The 16249-nt window shown below is 55.7% G+C and carries 10 protein-coding genes and 1 pseudogene; 7 read left to right on the top strand and 4 right to left on the bottom strand.

The genetic code is table 11. The annotated features are described in order from the left end of the window. Together JE47_RS0115680 and JE47_RS22220 are read right to left on the bottom strand one after the other, a co-directional pair. Positions 1-520 (bottom strand): annotated as a pseudogene (locus JE47_RS0115680) (PD40 domain-containing protein); the annotation flags it as partial. A gap of 454 nt (positions 521-974) precedes the next feature. Further along, complete coding sequence (locus JE47_RS22220) at positions 975-1406, bottom strand: transposase (RefSeq protein WP_031460661.1); 432 nt, start codon at positions 1404-1406, stop codon at positions 975-977. Here JE47_RS22220 and JE47_RS0115670 point away from each other — a divergent pair. From JE47_RS0115670 to JE47_RS0115650, 5 genes are all read left to right on the top strand, one after another. Next, on the top strand, positions 1391-1909 hold the full coding sequence (locus JE47_RS0115670; protein ID WP_236631253.1) for an ASCH domain-containing protein: 519 nt from the start codon (positions 1391-1393) through the stop codon (positions 1907-1909). The genes JE47_RS22220 and JE47_RS0115670 overlap by 16 nt on opposite strands. A 164-nt stretch (positions 1910-2073) precedes the next feature. Beyond that, on the top strand, positions 2074-3384 hold the full coding sequence (locus JE47_RS0115665; RefSeq protein ID WP_031460659.1) for an NAD(P)/FAD-dependent oxidoreductase: 1311 nt from the start codon (positions 2074-2076) through the stop codon (positions 3382-3384). Between the two features lie 891 nt (positions 3385-4275). Then, positions 4276-5037, top strand: a complete 762-nt coding sequence (locus JE47_RS0115660; RefSeq protein WP_031460658.1) for a zinc-ribbon domain-containing protein — start codon at positions 4276-4278, stop codon at positions 5035-5037. Positions 5038-5052: 15 nt separating this feature from the next. Then, a complete protein-coding gene (locus tag JE47_RS0115655) occupies positions 5053-6015 on the top strand; it encodes a 2-dehydropantoate 2-reductase (RefSeq protein WP_031460657.1) in 963 nt (320 codons plus the stop codon). A gap of 142 nt (positions 6016-6157) precedes the next feature. Then, a complete protein-coding gene (locus JE47_RS0115650) occupies positions 6158-7267 on the top strand; it encodes a M24 family metallopeptidase (protein WP_031460656.1) in 1110 nt (369 codons plus the stop codon). Positions 7268-7730: 463 nt separating this feature from the next. Here JE47_RS0115650 and JE47_RS0115645 read toward each other — a convergent pair whose 3' ends face one another. Next, entirely contained in the window at positions 7731-8756 is a 1026-nt protein-coding gene (locus JE47_RS0115645; protein ID WP_031460655.1) for a 2-oxoacid:ferredoxin oxidoreductase subunit beta, read from the bottom strand. A 71-nt stretch (positions 8757-8827) separates the two neighbouring features. Continuing rightward, positions 8828-10657, bottom strand: a complete 1830-nt coding sequence (locus JE47_RS0115640; RefSeq protein WP_031460654.1) for a 2-oxoacid:acceptor oxidoreductase subunit alpha — start codon at positions 10655-10657, stop codon at positions 8828-8830. A gap of 479 nt (positions 10658-11136) precedes the next feature. Here JE47_RS0115640 and JE47_RS0115635 point away from each other — a divergent pair, with 479 nt between their 5' ends. Next, complete coding sequence (locus JE47_RS0115635; protein ID WP_028459279.1) at positions 11137-11496, top strand: STAS/SEC14 domain-containing protein; 360 nt, start codon at positions 11137-11139, stop codon at positions 11494-11496. Between the two features lie 139 nt (positions 11497-11635). Then, the gene (gene bchH, locus JE47_RS0115630; RefSeq protein WP_031460653.1) at positions 11636-15448 is read left to right on the top strand and encodes a magnesium chelatase subunit H; all 3813 of its coding nucleotides are present in this window, start codon (positions 11636-11638) and stop codon (positions 15446-15448) included. Positions 15449-16249: the final 801 nt, after the last annotated feature.

The raw sequence follows: 16249 nt of genomic DNA, 5'->3' as shown, positions 1-16249 counted from the left end.
CTAGCGTGCGCAGGAGCTGCCCGCTCGCCGCGTCCCACAGCCGGACGGTGCCGTCGCTAGCGCCGGAGGCGAGCAGCCATCCGTCGGGGGAGAAGGCAATGTCTATGGTCGCCTGATCGGTGGCAATGAAGCGCACCTCGCTCAGCGCCGGAATGTCGTAGAGGTAGAGACCGATGCCGGTAGCAACCGCCAGCAGCCGCCCGTCAGGCGAGAAGGCAGGATTATCCACTTTCCTCCTCCCCAAGCGTGCCAGTTGTGCGACGTGCGCAGCGTTCTCCACGCTGATGGATTGCACCGGTTGCGGGTAGGGCGTGCTGGTCGACATCGGGGCAGGGCTAAAAAATTGTGCAATAAATACCCCAATCAAAATAACAATACTCGTAGAAATAAAAACTTTAGCTCTTTCGGGATGAATTTGTGCTAATATCAGCAATATTGATATTATAACTCCAACTACTTGCCAGATTGGGTCACGCAATGCTCTCAGCACTGTTTCCAGTACTATTTCCAATATTTCCATTGAACTACTCCCTTTTTTAGAACGAAACTACTGATAGTCAATGATAGCTTCCTATGCAGAAGCTGAGAGCGTGAAAAAACTAACATCTTGGATAAAGCCGATTCAGGAGCATTGCCATCAAACCAAGATAAAGAAAGGCTTACACGATTCTGGATTGCGATTGGATGCTTTCTTCGCCAACCGATTGCGTCCCGCCTACGCAATCGAGCGTTCCGCCAGCCATCGCTTCGGAATGACGGCACCTCCTGTTTATCCGGGCGGTTTTTCAATGACATTCAGGCGTATCGCCGTGTTCTGTCGCAGCCATGCATCTCATCCTTTTTACCCCTCATCCACGCGAATCTCGTGCATTAGAGGAAATGATTGATGATGCGCGGCGAAAAGCCATTCGGCGCCTTCGTCATCTGAAATGTCCATCGGATGGACGAGCACACGCCCCAGGAACCCATTCGTATCAACTCAACGTTGCTGTTTGCGTCCATTGACCTTTTTCCCCATCATAGCCACGTTCGCCGCCTGCTTCGGTCGTTGTGACGGATTGAGCATCCAGGATGCTGATAGACGGCTCCGAGTCGCAGCTCAGCGCGTGTCGCGCCGGTTTCCGCAGCGTATCATTGATTTTGATAAAGGTTCCATCACGACTCCATTTGTCGAAATAGGAGCGAACGGAACTCATCGGCGGAACATCGTTCGGACGCATGCGCCATTGACGGCCCGTGCGATTTTTGGAAAGCAGCGCGTTGACGATCGCACGGCGATCAATGTCGGTCGGGCGGCCGCCGTTGGGCGACGGGGTGGCGACCAGCGGCAAGAGAGCAGCCCATGGTTCATCGGTCAGATCGGTCGCATACTTTGTTGGAGAGGATCGCAATGCACGGTATGGCATTACCAATTGCCCCTCATCAGAACGGCATGGCTGCCATCATAGTACCACAAATTCGGTTTTCTGATCGCCCTCTAGGGATGTCTACGCAAATGTGGTATCACCACCGGCTTGAGACGACGCTACACCTCGTCATTCTGCGCGAACCGTACTTGAGCCGTATCCTCAGCGGGCAAAAACGGATCGAGAGCCGATTTGCGCGTGATCGCCGACCGCCGTTTGCTCGTGTCAACGCTGGCGACATACTTCTGCTCAAACGTGCTGGTGGTTCACTGGTTGGATTAGCGCTGGTGAAACATGTGATCAGTCGCGCATTGACGCCTGATGTGCTCGATGAGATTCGCTACAATTACGCTGCCGATCTTGCCATTGACGATCCTCACTTCTGGCAGATGCAACTTCACAAGCGCTATGTGACTCTGATCTGGATTGATGAAGTCTATCCACTCTCCCCGATTCCACTGTCGCATCGTGATCGCCGTGGCTGGGTGGTCATTGAGCGATAATGGGTGCTCCTTCGTAGCTGGAGATGTTCAGCGTTTTCAGTTCCTGCGCTGCGTAGGTGAGGCGATGAAAACGCTGGCAAAACTCTACCTCGTACCAACGATGGATTGACTCGCCCTTTAATCTGTGATATTTTGTGAATGGTTTCACAGAAAGGACGTAAAGGATGACATCGCTATCATTAGATACTCAACCCGCACGGCGCCCCCGAATTGTGATTGTTGGCGCGGGTTTTGGTGGTCTTGCTGCTGCACGTACTCTGGCAAAGGCTCCGGTTGATGTGTTGCTGATTAATCGCACAAATTACCACGGCTTTTGGCCGCTTCTCTATCAGGTTGCGACTGCCGGTCTTGAACCTGAATCGATTGCGTACCCGGTACGGGCGATCTTGCGTCGGTACCGAAATGCCGATTTTCTGCTGGCTGAAGTGCGCGGAATTGATGTTCAGCGCCGGCTCGTGCAGACCGATCTCGGCGACATCACCTACGACTACGTGATCCTGGCAGCCGGTAGCACAACGAATTTCTTCGGCAATGAACGAATCGCCCATTACACTATGGGGATGAAAGACCTTAACGAAGCCCAACGGTTGCGCAATCACGTGTTACTGTGTTGTGAACGAGCCGCCGCCGAGACCGATCCCGACAAGCGGGCAGCATTATTGACCTTCGCCGTGGTTGGGGGTGGTCCTACTGGCGTCGAGCTGGCAGGTGCGTTTGTCGAGCTGATTCGACACGTCATTCGTCATGACTATCCAATGCTCGATGTCCGTCAGGCGCGTGTTGTGCTGATCGAAGCCACCGACCGCATTCTAGCCTCGTTCCCCGATTCTTTGCAGCGTGCAGCGCTCATGCGTTTGCAGCGCATGGGGGTTGAAGTGCGGCTGAATACACCGGTAGCCGATGCTGATGCAACCGGATTGCGTTTTCGCAATGGCGAGCAGCTCGTTGCCAAAACGGTCGTCTGGGCGGCAGGAGTACGCGGGGCGCCGTTGGCCGATGCGCTTAGTGTATCGTTGGCCCGAGGCGCACGAGTGCCTGTGACGCCGTTGCTTACGCTTCCGACAGACGAGCATGTCTTTGTGATCGGTGACATGGCATACCTGGAAGGCTATCGTCCCGGTGTCGCGTATCCCATGGTGGCGCCGGTAGCTATTCAGATGGGTGAACAGGCAGCGCGCAATATTCTCGCTCACATGAATGGTCAGCCAATGCAACCGTTTCGTTACATCGACAAAGGGCAAATGGCGACGATTGGGCGCAGTGCTGCTGTGCTTGATGCGTTTGGCATTCGCCTGAGCGGTTGGCTGGCCTGGGTTGGCTGGTTGTTTGTGCACTTGATGGCCCTGGTCGGGTTTCGCAATCGAGCACTGGTTCTGCTCAATTGGGCGTATAGCTACTTTACCTATGACCGTGGGGTGCGCTTGATTTTTGGTCTTGGCGCCGAGGAGCAGACGGAAGAGATGCTGCGTAAATAAGATCTGTCACGTTAATGGTGTGTTCTCAGTGAAGATGTCACCCGTTCCTATCACGATTTGAACCACTGTAGTGATGCGGCGCTGCCGTGCCGCCGCGCCCTAAGAGCCTGAACAAACACCCGGCTTTCTCATTCATTAGGCACGCACCAAACCCGTGCGACCATTGCGTGAGGGGTGTCCAGCATTCGTTCGTTCCCCCTCGCCTACCTCCTCTCCCTGTGGGGGAACGGCAGGGGGGCCGGAGGGGAGGCGCGGGGCGCCCTCACCCCCAGCCCCTCTCCCGCGCTGCGGGAGAGGGGGGAGCTGGTTAGCGGACTCAGTATTAAACCCCACGGAGTCGAAGTCCTCGAGGGGTGATCTGACAAGCGGGAGAGGGGGGAGCTGGTTAGCGGACTCAGTATCGTTGACAGACGCAGGCGCAGGATCACCACTGCTATGCTACCCTCCCTCTGCCGCTCCCTGTGGGGGAACGGCAGGGGGCCAAGGGGGAAGGTGAGAGGCATAATCTCCCCCTTCCTCTCCCGCAGCGTGGGAGAGGAAGGGGGCCGGGGGGAAGGTGAGGGGCACCCTCACCCCCGGCCCCTCTCCCGCACTGCGGGAGAGGGGGGAGCTGAGGACATGGTATCGTTCGTTGACAGATGCCAGCGCAGAATCGCCCCTGCTCCGCTCATCTCCCCCCTTCCTCTCCCGCAGCGTGGGAGAGGAAGGGGGCTGGGGGGAAGGTGAGGGGGCATAATCCCCGCTTCCATTTTTCCATCTTGTGTTATATTTGGACATATCAACAACATTGTATGTAAACCAAACAGGCGCGCTGCAACCTTGTTCATCAGATGCGAGTCATAGTCATAGTATGATGCAGCTTGCGACTGTTGTAAGAGGTGGAGGAACGCCGTGCCATTCTGTCCCCAATGTGGTGTTGCCAACCCGGATAGTGCTCGCTTTTGCGATCAATGTGGCGCCCAACTCATTCCGGTACCATCAAAACCGGCCTCACCGTCAGTTCAGCCTGTTACCCCAGCGGGGCAGGTGACCGGTGCGCCTATCAGTGCCGGGCCGTCGAGTTGTCCACAATGCGGTGCTGGGATCATTCCAGGTGAAGCGTTCTGCGACAATTGTGGCGCACCGTTACTCACGTATTCGCGGCCTGCGCCCCCAGTGGTGCCCGATTTGCCCTTTCCTGGCGCCCCACCTCAGCCCGTTTACCCACCACCGCAACCGGCAACGATCCAGGCAGGGACGCCGACCCCAGCACCATCACTCAAACCATCGGTACCACCGACAGCACCAGTTGCGCCATCAGCACCAGCGGCGCCACCAGTTCGTAGCTCACTGGCCGGAATCCGTCTTCGGCTGCTAAGTGGGGCAGTACTGACATTACCGACAGCAGCGCAGGCTATCATCGGTCGGGCCGATCCGGTCAGCACTTTCTACCCTGATATTGACGTGACCGCTTATGGTGGTCTTGAACACGGCGTTGGTCGGCGCCATGGTCGTTTCATAATCCAACAGGGTCTGGTCTACTACGAAGACCTTGATAGTACAAACGGCAGTTTCCGTAATGGTATTAAACTACCACCACGTCAACCTCAACCGCTCCAGCATGGTGATGAACTGCGTTTGGGCAAGCTCTCGCTGGTTATTGAGATACCGTAATTGAGCATACGACGTATGAAAATGACAGACTCCTTGCGAATTGGAATTGTCGGTGTTGGCGGCGTTGGCGGTTATTTTGGCGGCCGTCTGGCTCAAACTGGTCACGATGTATTCTTCATTGCCCGCGGTGAGCATCTGGCTGCAATGCAGCGGCATGGTTTGCGCGTGCAAAGTATCGCCGGTGATTTTACATTGCCTGAAGTCAAAGCAACCGATGATCCGGCAACAGTAGGGCCGGTCGATCTCGTGATCGTAGCGGTAAAGGGGTGGCAGGTGCGTGAAGCAGCTATGGCCATGCGCCCCATGATTGGGCCACAAACGGTTGTTCTGCCACTGCTCAATGGGGTCGATGCCCCTACCGAACTGGCAGAAGTGCTCGGCGCCGACCACGTCCTGGCCGGATTATGTCGGATTATTGCCTATCGTGCTGCTCCGGGAGTGATTGTCCACGCCGGTGTCAATCCGCCATCCATCGACTTTGGTGAGCTGGATAATCGTCGCACCCCGCGGCTAGAACGGATCAGGGCAGCGTTTGCAGGGGCCGGTATTCAGGCGCACATTCCTGACGATATTCACGTGGCGCTTTGGCAAAAATTTATGCTCATCTGTGCCTGGAGCGGATTTGGGGCAGCAACACGCGCTCCTATCGGGGTCTGGCGCTCATTGCCTGAAACCCGACCGCTAGTCGAGCGCTGCCTGCAAGAGGTTGTAGATGTTGCAAGGGCGCGTGGTGTTGCGATGCCAACACAGGCGGTCGCGGCGATGATGGCATTCATTGATAGCATGCCATACGATGGAACTGCTTCGCTACAGCGTGATATGATGGCCGGGCAACCTTCAGAACTGTCTAGCCAGACCGGAGCACTGGTGCGGTTGGCGCGTGAGGCAGGCGTGTCCGTTCCGGTGAATGAGATGCTGTATGCAATTTTGCTGCCGCAGGAGCTGGCAGCACGAGGTCAATTACCAGAACAACGCTAAGGCCTATCTGGAATACCCTGTCGCAGAAGAAGATCGGTTGGGGCGCAGCGCCGCTGCACCCGTACATCGATCAGGTTTCATCCGCTGTCCTGTTAGACAATTATTCGGATAGGCTCTCAATACCAGAGATGAGGATTTCCAGATGTCTGCACGTCTTCAGTATTTGCGCGAACGTCTGCAAACCGACGGCTGGGCTGGTGCCGTGCTGATGCCATCGATTAACCTGACCTATCTGACCGGCCTGCGATTTCATCCCGGTAAACGGTTGACCCTGCTGCTGCTATCAGCCGGTGACACGCCACCGGTAATGGTGTTGCCCCAGCTCGAACTTGAACGAGTACGAGCCAGCGTGACGTTTGAGGCCCGTTTTTTCGCCTGGAACGATGCCGAAGGGCCTTTAAAGGCGCTGGCCACCGGTATGGAAGCGGCTTTTGGCGCTGGTGTACCGGCCAGGCCCATTGCGATTGAGCATACCGTGATGCGGGTGATGGAATTACATGCGCTTGAAATGGTCGCTCCTGGTATACGAACCGGTGATCTTGATCCGCTGTTGAGCGAACTACGGATGGTGAAAGATGCCGAAGAACTGTCGTTCATGGAACGGGCCGTCGCTATTGTAGAACAGGCCTTACAAGCGTTCTTACCGCATATCCGTCCTGGAGTAAGCGAACGTGCCCTCTCGCGGATGCTCAGCGAGGCAATCCTGGCTGCCGGCGCCGATAGCGAGAGCTTCGCTAATATGATCGCCAGTGGTCCTCATGCTGCCAATCCTCATCACGAAAACAGTGATCGCTTACTACAAACCGGTGATCTGGTCATTATTGACTGTGGTGCCGTCTATCGCGGATACCATTCAGACATTACGCGCACCATCGCGGTTGGTGAGCCTGATCCGGTTGCCCGGCATATTTATGAAATTGTATTAGCTGCCAACACAGCCGGACGCAATGCTTGCCGTCCTGGTGTTAGTGGTGCGGCTATCGATGCCGCAGCCCGTTCAGTCATCGAAGCTGCCGGGTATGGTGCGGCGTTCGTCCATCGTACCGGTCATGGTCTTGGCCTTGAAACGCACGAGCTGCCCAATATTGTGGCCGGGAGTGACACACCACTCCGCCCTGGAACCACCTTCACCGTTGAACCCGGTATCTACTTGCCGGGTCAATGTGGCGTGCGGATCGAGGATGATGTCGTAATCACCGAACATGGGAGTCGGTCGTTAACAACATTTCCTCGTGAACTTATCGTTGTTTAACCGGCAGCGGCGATCAGTCCGCTCCCCGCTCGATGATGCCAGGGACTGTTAGCTGATGCCGTACTCATCGTAGGGGAATGCCGTCATTCGGCCTGCTCTCTCAGCGTGTGTTTGAAAAAAAGTCATAGAATTAGGGCCTATCCAACATCACCTCACGACGGATGAACCTCGGTGATGGATGCAAGACGATTCACAAGCGGGGGCGAGGCGTAGCCTCGCCCCTACCGGTATCCACGACGATGGTCACGGAGCCTGTGGCGCCGACCGTCGTCGTACCTCAAGGAGATAACGCTTTCGGATGGTACGTCGATCTGACTAGAGACGACCTGCGCTAACCTTCATCACTCGGAACAGGGTATTCCGGATCGGCACTTAGCGCTACCGAAGCTACGCTTCAGCAGTCCACGCCGATCACGTCGCGAAGAGAATATACAGATACCCGCTCACACGACGCAACCGACCCCTACCGTTCGCCGAGCAATTCTGCCATCACTGCTGCAAAAGCCTCACGAGATGGACGTAAACGATTTTCGGAGAGCGCAGCAATAGGCGTATTCCCGATACCCAGCGTTTCAGCCAGCGTTGGCCGATGCTCATTGAGATAGATGAGACCGGTCACAAACTCATTCGTGGATCGCGCCTGTTCGAGCAGCAAGAGCGCCGCACTGCGATCGGTCGGATCGTAATCACGGTTCAGTTTACGTAATCGAATGACCGGCCCATCATGGAGCTGCACGTCACGCACTTCACCAGGTTCATAATCGACGGCAATTTCTTCGTAATGAGGAACAAAGCTAATATCGTGAAGTGGTGACTCGTGCGTTTTACCGTAGGTATAACTTTTCGTTGAACGGTCGTGGTTGTTAAACGTTACACAGGGACTGATAATATCGATCACAGCCGCACCGTGAAAATGGAATGCAGCTTTAATGAGTTCGCGCACCTGCTTTGCGTCACCGGCAAACGAACGGGCAACAAAACCACATCCGGCTAGAATAGCTTCTGCACACACATCGATTGGTGGAAAATGATTCACCCCGGCATGTTTCAGTTCTTGACCTTCATCAGCCGTGGCCGAAAACTGGCCTTTGGTCAGGCCATACACACCGTTATTTTCAACAATGTAGACGACAGGGACATTGCGGCGCAACAGGTGAATGAATTGCCCTAAACCGATACTAGCAGTATCACCATCGCCGCTAACGGCTAATGGGCGCAGCGTATGATTGGCGAGATGCGCACCGGTAGTCACCGCAGGCATCCGTCCGTGTAGTGAATTGAAGCCGTGAGACCGGCCCAAAAAGTAGGCGGCTGATTTGCTCGAACAGCCGATACCGCTCATACGGATAACCGTGTGTGGCGGGAGCGACAGCTCAAAGGCGGCGGCAATGATCTGGCTAGCGATTGAGTCGTGACCACAGCCAGCACAGAGGGTCGAAGGTGCACCGCGATAATCGGCTTTGGTTAAGCCAATGGCATTGTGTGTCATAGTTCCTCCTGCCGGGCAGGATATTCAGCAAGATATCTTTTACCGCGTAGTCTCAACGTGTACCCCTTTTCTTAAGTGCCGGTACCGACCAACAATGACGACTCGCGCATTTGTTCCAGGCAGTTGAGGACCTGATCGCGCACAAAGGGGGCTGTTAACGGTAAACCATCACACCAGGCTACCGAACCGAGACGGGTGGCATGGGCCGGGCAGTGCAGTTGTAGCAATTGCCGGAGTTGTCCATCGTGGTTCTGTTCGACCACAACACAATACTGGTGACGGGCGATAAACTCGGTGACCTCTGCTCCAAACGGAAGGGCACGTATGCGCATACTGCTGGTCTGAACACCGGCAGCAGCCAGTAAGTCGCGTGCTTCGCTGATGGCCGGTGCCGTAGAGCCAAATCCGATCAGGCCAATTGTCGCTTGCGGGTTGATCTCAATCACTGGACGAGGCACCAGCCGCCGTGCTGTTTCATGTTTACGCCAGAGACGAGCCATATTGCGTTGCCAGTCATCAGGGCGTTCTCTGTAGATATTGCGCTCATTGTGACCCGTTCCACGGCTAAGCGTGGCTGCCAGTGGGTGGGGATTGCCTGGCAGAGTCCGATACCCGATACCATCACCGTCAATGTCAGCAAAGCGAGCATAGGTCTTTAACCGTGCCAAATCCTCAGCGCTCAACACTTTACCGCGTTGGAGCGGTTGTTCGGGGTAGGGAAAGGGATGACTCATCCAGATGTTCATCCCCAAATCGAGATCACTCAATACGAAGACCGGCGTCTGTAACTGTTCGGCCAGATCGAAGGCCATCTGTGCATCACTAAAGCACTCTTCCATTGTCCCCGGCAACAAGATGACGTGTCGGGTATCACCGTGACCAAGATAATAGACGGAAAGCAAATCACCTTGCGCAGTGCGTGTTGGTAAGCCGGTTGACGGCCCAACCCGCTGGACATCCCAGATAACCGCAGGGATTTCGGCAAAGAAGCCCAAGCCGGCAAATTCGGTCATCAGCGAAATACCCGGCCCAGACGTGGCCGTCATCGCACGGGCACCGGCCCAGCCAGCACCGATCACAATCCCAAGGGCTGCGATTTCATCTTCAGCCTGAACAATCGCACAGGTGGCGCCGTCGGTCGCTGGACGTAGGCGTGGTAAGTAGCTCTCTAAGGCCTCGATCAGGCTGCTCGACGGTGTAATTGGATACCAGGCAACCACACCAACACCGCCGGTCAACGCACCAATGGCAGCCGCGGTATTACCGTCGATCAGCATCATCCCGCGTGTCGCTTGCATACGATGCACACGGTACTTTCCGTGTGCGGGTGAAGGTTCGGCAGCAGCCCACGACTGCGCCGCCCGGATCACCGCTAGATTCAGCTCAACTGCCGATGGCCGACCACGAAACTGTTGCCGCAAAGCGGTCAGTAAAGCTGTTTCCTCAATGCCGAGCAATACTGCCAGCACACCCACATAAACCATGTTGGTCGCGTAAGGGCGCAGCCGTTGGTTGACGCCTACCTGATCCAGAATGTGCCGCACCGGAATTGCAAGTGGGATGATGTCCGAGCGTTGCGGCTGCCATAGGCCGTCGGCAGGATAGAGACAGATACCATCGGTTGGCAGTTGTGCCAGATCGTCATTGGCAGTGCGTGGATTAAACGCGACTAGAATTGGGGTAACCGCAGATCGAGCGATATAGCCCGCCTGACTGACTCGTAGTGTGTACCAGGTCGGTTCACCCTGAATGTTGGAAGGGAAGAGGTTCTTTCCAGAGACAGGCACACCCATCTGAAAGATGGCTCGCATGAGTACCATGTTGGCCGTTTGACTGCCCGAGCCATTCACGGTAGCTGCGGTAATGGCAAATTCGTTCACTACTGTTTGGGGGGATTGCATAGCTTCCTCGCAAGACACTCGACGTTGAGCGATGGTGTCTATTATACGAGTGAAGGGTAGTGTATGGCAAGAGAGGGGAAAGGGCTTGTCAGAAGTTTTCTTTGACCGGGAAGAGTGAATGGCAAGGAGTTGTCATGCTTCGGGCCATTCGTCGAAGTTGATGCGTAGAGGCGATGCGTCGCCTCGTCCGCTGCGATGTCGTCCTTAAAAAGCGATTGTCTCCCCGTGCTGATGGTTATTTGCTGGCCTTCCCTCTTCACCATCTGGTGCCCTACCGCCATGCGACCAGATGTTTTACCGGTGACCAGTTTTACCCGTTTGCCTCAGCGCACAAGTCTCTAGCCCCTGATCCTGACCCTTTGGTCAAAGAGTTTATCTGGCGGCGTGAAACTCATTTGTGCATTCTTTTCGCTAGACATATACAGCAAAAGTATGTATAATGTGCAAAAGGTTGCAAGTAATGTCTAAGGGAGCATGCTATGCCCTACCGCATTCGTCGCCGGGCCCATGATCTGATCTGGGTGGTGATGGAGGATCATTTACATTTGTCTGAAGCGGAACGGTACTACCACGAAATGTGGCGCTTGCTCGATCAGTGTCCGAAGCCAACCGATTTGCTTGTCGATGGCCGACGTATCTCTGGTGCTGACCGTGGTGCCCGGCAGCGTACTGAGGCAATTGTGCATCATAAGCATTTAGGGCGGATTGCCTTCATCGTTGCCGAACACCATTTGCTTATCTTTGCGCCGCTCGTTCGCTTTGTAAGTGGCATTGGTTTGTTTGCTACCGAACAGGAAGCACTGCGCTTTCTCGGTACCGTAATGGAGTACGGTGATTGACATTTGTTGGTCTCGATGGCGATAGCCTGTGCTTTTATGCACAGGCTTTGTTCGTTTTATGTTCAGATTGTATTTTGTGTCATATAATTGCATAATGTACTCAGGACATCTGGGTCTATAGGCAAGGAGCAATGACGCTATGGGCCAACCACTTGAGTTTGTGATGATACTCGGCTTACAGCGCTACAGTCAGGATTTTTTTCGTCGCGCTGAAGCTGAGGTTCGCAAAGAGGTTCCCGATTTTCGATTGCATATCTTTGAGGATCGTGATGTAACCGCCCGTTCAGCAGAGGTGGAAGCGGCGATTGCCCGCTGCCGTTGTCTGATTCTCTCACTGATCACCCTGAATGAAACGGCGGAGGTGTTAGTACCAATGGTCGAACGCCACGATCCGCCGGTTGTCTTTTCGTTTGAGGGGCTGCCGGAGGTGATGCGGCTGAACAAGGTTGGTTCGTACAACCTGAAGGCCGGTAAGGGGATGCCCAAACCTGTGCAGAACGTTGCTCGACTGCTGGTCGGTGGTCGTGAGGAAGACGCTCTGTATGGCTACGTAAAACTGCAAAAGATCACTTCAAAGCTCATCAATTTTCTGCCCGGCAAGCGATTAAACGATTTTCGGAACTGGACAAATGTCAATAACTACTGGAATCATCGCAGTATTGCCAATGCAGCCAATATGTTTAAGCTCATTTTGCGTGAATACTGCGAAATGAGCCATCTGCACGTTGATCCAGTCGTTGAAATGCCAAATATGGGTTTTGCCCATCCCGACGCGCCCCGTCTCTTCGCCAGTCCTGCCGAATATGAACGTTGGGAGAAGGAGCGCAACCGTGCGCGCAAAGGAGGGGCGGCGCCGTTGGGGACAGTGGCGCTCTTGTCATTCCGCGCTCATATCTTGTCCGGTGCTGATTATCATTACAAGATCGTGCACGCATTGGAAGCTGCCGGCTTGCGCGTCTTGCCAATCTTCGTGATGGGGATCGAGAGCCATATTGTAGTACGTGAGTGGCTCACCCGGATGAATGTTGATCTGGTGATCAACACGATGGGCTTCCCCCTTGTAGGCGGCCCTGCCGGTTCAACCAAGGCCGGGTTGACGGTCGATGTTGCCCGTGAGTTGCTAAGTAAGCTTGATACGCCGTATATTGTGGCGCAGCCGTTATTCGTGCAAGACGAGGATGATTGGCGTGAGCGTGGTGTTGGTCCACTCCAAAGCACGTTCCTCTTCAGTTTGCCTGAGATGGATGGTGCAGTAGCGCCGGTTGTTCTCGGTGGCATGCGTGGTAGTACGATCTCCACAGTGCCTGACCGCCTCGAACGGTTGGCCCGCATAGCTCGTGGTTTTGTGCGGCTGCGTAAGAAGCCGAATCGCGACAAGAAGGTAGCAATTATTGTTTACAATTATCCACCTGGTCAAGGAAAGGTAGCTACAGCAGCACTCCTCGATGTACCGGCAAGTCTGATTGCCATTCTCGACCGTCTGACTGCCGAAGGTTATCAGGTGGGGCGTTATCCTCGCGATCCGGCAACTTTTGCTCGCTGTCTTGAAGGGTTAGTCAATGATCAGCCGTTGCCACCCGGTCATCCACCGGTGGTCATTGGCACGAGTGCCGACCGCCAAGACTTTTACCGCTGGTTGCGTCCGAGCGATCAAGAGCGGATTAATGCCCGTTGGGGCGAATTCCCCGGCGATATTGCACCACTGGGGCGCGATAAGGTGCGGCTGGCCGGTACCCAAATTGGCAATGTCTTCATCGGTGTGCAGCCGGTAATCGGGATGCCCGGTGATCCAATGCGGTTGTTGTTTGATAAAGAGAACACACCTCACCACCAGTACGCGCTCTTCTATCGCTACCTCAGTGAGAGTTTCGGCGCCGATGCCATTATTCATCTTGGTATGCACGGTACTGCTGAATGGATGCCCGGTGTTCAGTTAGGGGTTACCGACCGTTGCTGGCCTGATATTTTGCTCGGTGAGATACCAAACTTCTACGTCTACCCGATCAACAATCCGGCTGAGGCCAACATTGCCAAGCGTCGTGGCTACAGCACAATCATCGGGCACGCCATCCCTCCGTATGGCCGGGCCGGTCTGTACCGTGAGTTGCAGGCTTTGCAAGACTTGTTGACCGAATATCGCGAGCGGCCACCTGCGCTCGCAGATGATGATCAAAGTCCAGAAGCGGTTGCGATTATGCAGAAGATCGCACTGCTCAATCTCGACCAGGAGCTAGCACGCCAGCCCGGTGAGTCGTTCAGTCGCTTTGCATCGCGGGCGTATGCCTATCTACGCGATTTGGCCGCGACGATGATCACGGATCGTTTGCACATCTTAGGGAGTGCACCACCTCCTGAAGAGCAGTTGACATTAATCGTCGAAACGCTGAAGGTGCCGCGTGGTGAGCTGCCTGGTCTGGCCGATCTATTGTTGTCGGCGCGGAAATCTAGCCTGCGATACAGTGAAGTACTCACAAAGGCTCGCCAGGGTGATCCCGATGCATTAGCCTTGCGCGAAGAGATTGAAACCCGTTGTACCGAACTGGTCCAGCAAACGGTATTTGGTCATCTAACGCCTGAGCAGGCTGCGCGTCAGGTTGGTTTATCTTCTAGTAATGAGTTGGCCGCATTGGTACACCATGGCCGGGCGCTTCTGGCTGCACTTCGCGACAACACTCAAGAGCTGGATTTTCTTATGCGCGGTCTGGCCGGGCGTTACATCCCCGCTGCCCCAGGTGGCGATATTATCCGCGATGGCGTCACCGTCTTGCCCACCGGTCGCAACATTCACAGTATGGATCCGTTCCGGATACCGTCCGACAGCGCCTACGAGCGTGGCCTTCGGATTGCCGAAACACTGATTGCTACCCATCGTGCCGAGACCGGCCAGTATCCAGAGACTATCGCGCAAGTGTTGTGGGGTCTCGATGCCATTAAAACGAAGGGCGAATCTATCGGGATTGTGCTAGGGTTGATCGGTGCCCGACCGATCAAGGATGGTCAGGGTAAAGTGGGCCGTTATGCGCTGATACCCCTAGCCGAATTGGGTCGGCCACGGATCGATGTGCTGATGACGGCGTCCGGTATCTTCCGCGACGTCTTTGCAGGCACGATGGATATGCTTGATCGGTTGGTACGGGAAGCGGCTGCTGCCGATGAACCACCAGAGATGAATTACATCCGCAAGCACGTCCAGGAGATGATGGCTGCCGGGAAGAGCTTCGATCAGGCCACGGCGCGCATCTTTACGCAGGCTGCCGGTACGTATGGTACCGATGTCGATGAAGCTATCGAAGGCAGTGCCTGGGAGAAACGCGAAGAGTTGGAGGAGCTGTTCATTAAGCGTAATGCCTTCGCCTTCGGCGGGCGGCAAAATGGCGAGGCCCAACCAGAGGTTTTACGGGCGCTCCTCGGCACGGTGAGCCGTGTTGCCCAGGAAATCGATAGCGTCGAATACGGTTTGACCGATATGCAGCACTACTATGGGTATTCGGGTGCACTGAAGGCGGCTGCCGAACGGGCGACCGGTCAGCGGGTGCCGCTCAATTTTGTCGAGAGCTTCACGGCTGAAACGAAATTGCAAACCTTAGAACAGACCTTACGGGTTGAATACCGCACGAAGTTTCTCAATCCGAAGTGGTACGAGGGGATGTTACGCCACGGCCATAATGGCGCTGCCGAAATTGCCAGCCGGTTTACCTATATGCTGGGCTGGAGCGCAACGACCGGCGCAGTTGATCAATGGGTGTACGATGAAGCAGCACGGACGTTTGTGCTTGATGATGCAATGCGTACTCGCATCGAAGCACTCAATCCGGCTGCGGCGCGGAATATGGTTGGGCGCTTACTCGAAGCGAATGCGCGTGGCATGTGGCAGACCGATGAAGAGATATTGGAGCGGCTACGCGAGCTACACGCCGATCTGGAAGATCGGTTGGAGGGCATTACCGGTTAACCTCGAGCAGGTGTTTAAAACCGCTTGTGGGAGCGGAAGGGTGCCAGGGGGATGGTGAGGGTGCATCAGTTGCCCACCACCGTTCCCCTCATCATTCTAGAGATGCCGTTGATCGAGTTTTATCAAAAGCCCAAATTTTTGATGAGGCTTATCGTTTCTCGTCATTGCAGCCGATGCCCCCGCTGAAAGCCTGATCGAAACCACGAGTTTCTGATCACGTGTAGCGCGGCCCTGGGTGGCGCGGGCCTTGTAGCGCGGGCCTTGTAGCGCGGGCTTTTAGCCCGCGACCTGACATCCGCCGCGGCCCTGGATAGCGCGGCCCTTGTAGCGCGGGCTTTTAGCCCGCGACCGGACATCCGCCGCAGACCTGGGTGGCGCGGGCCTTGTAGCGCGGGCCTTGTAGCGCGGGCTTTTAGCCCGCGACCTGACATCCGCCGCGGCCCTGGGTGGCGCGGGCTTTTAGCCCGCGACCTGACATCCGCCGCAGACCTGGGTGGCGCGGGCTTTTAGCCCGCGACCTGACATCCGCCGCGGAACTGGGTAGCGCGGGCCTGTAGCCCGCGTCTCCTGACATCCGCCGCGGCCCTGGATAGCGCGGCCCTTGTAGCGCGGGCTTTTAGCCCGCGTCTCCTGACATCCACCGCGGCCCTGGGTAGCGCGGGCCTTTAGCCCGCGTCTCCTGACATCCACCGCGGAACTGGGTGGCGCGGGCCTTGTAGCGCGGGCCTTTAGCCCGCGTCTCCTGACATCCGCCGCGGCCCTGGATAGCGCGGCCCTTGTAGCGCGGGCCTTTAGCCCGCG

It is taken from the genome of Chloroflexus sp. MS-G (assembly GCF_000735195.1).
Taxonomy (GTDB): Bacteria; Chloroflexota; Chloroflexia; order Chloroflexales; family Chloroflexaceae; genus Chloroflexus.
This window is presented reverse-complemented; position numbering and strand designations above follow the sequence as displayed.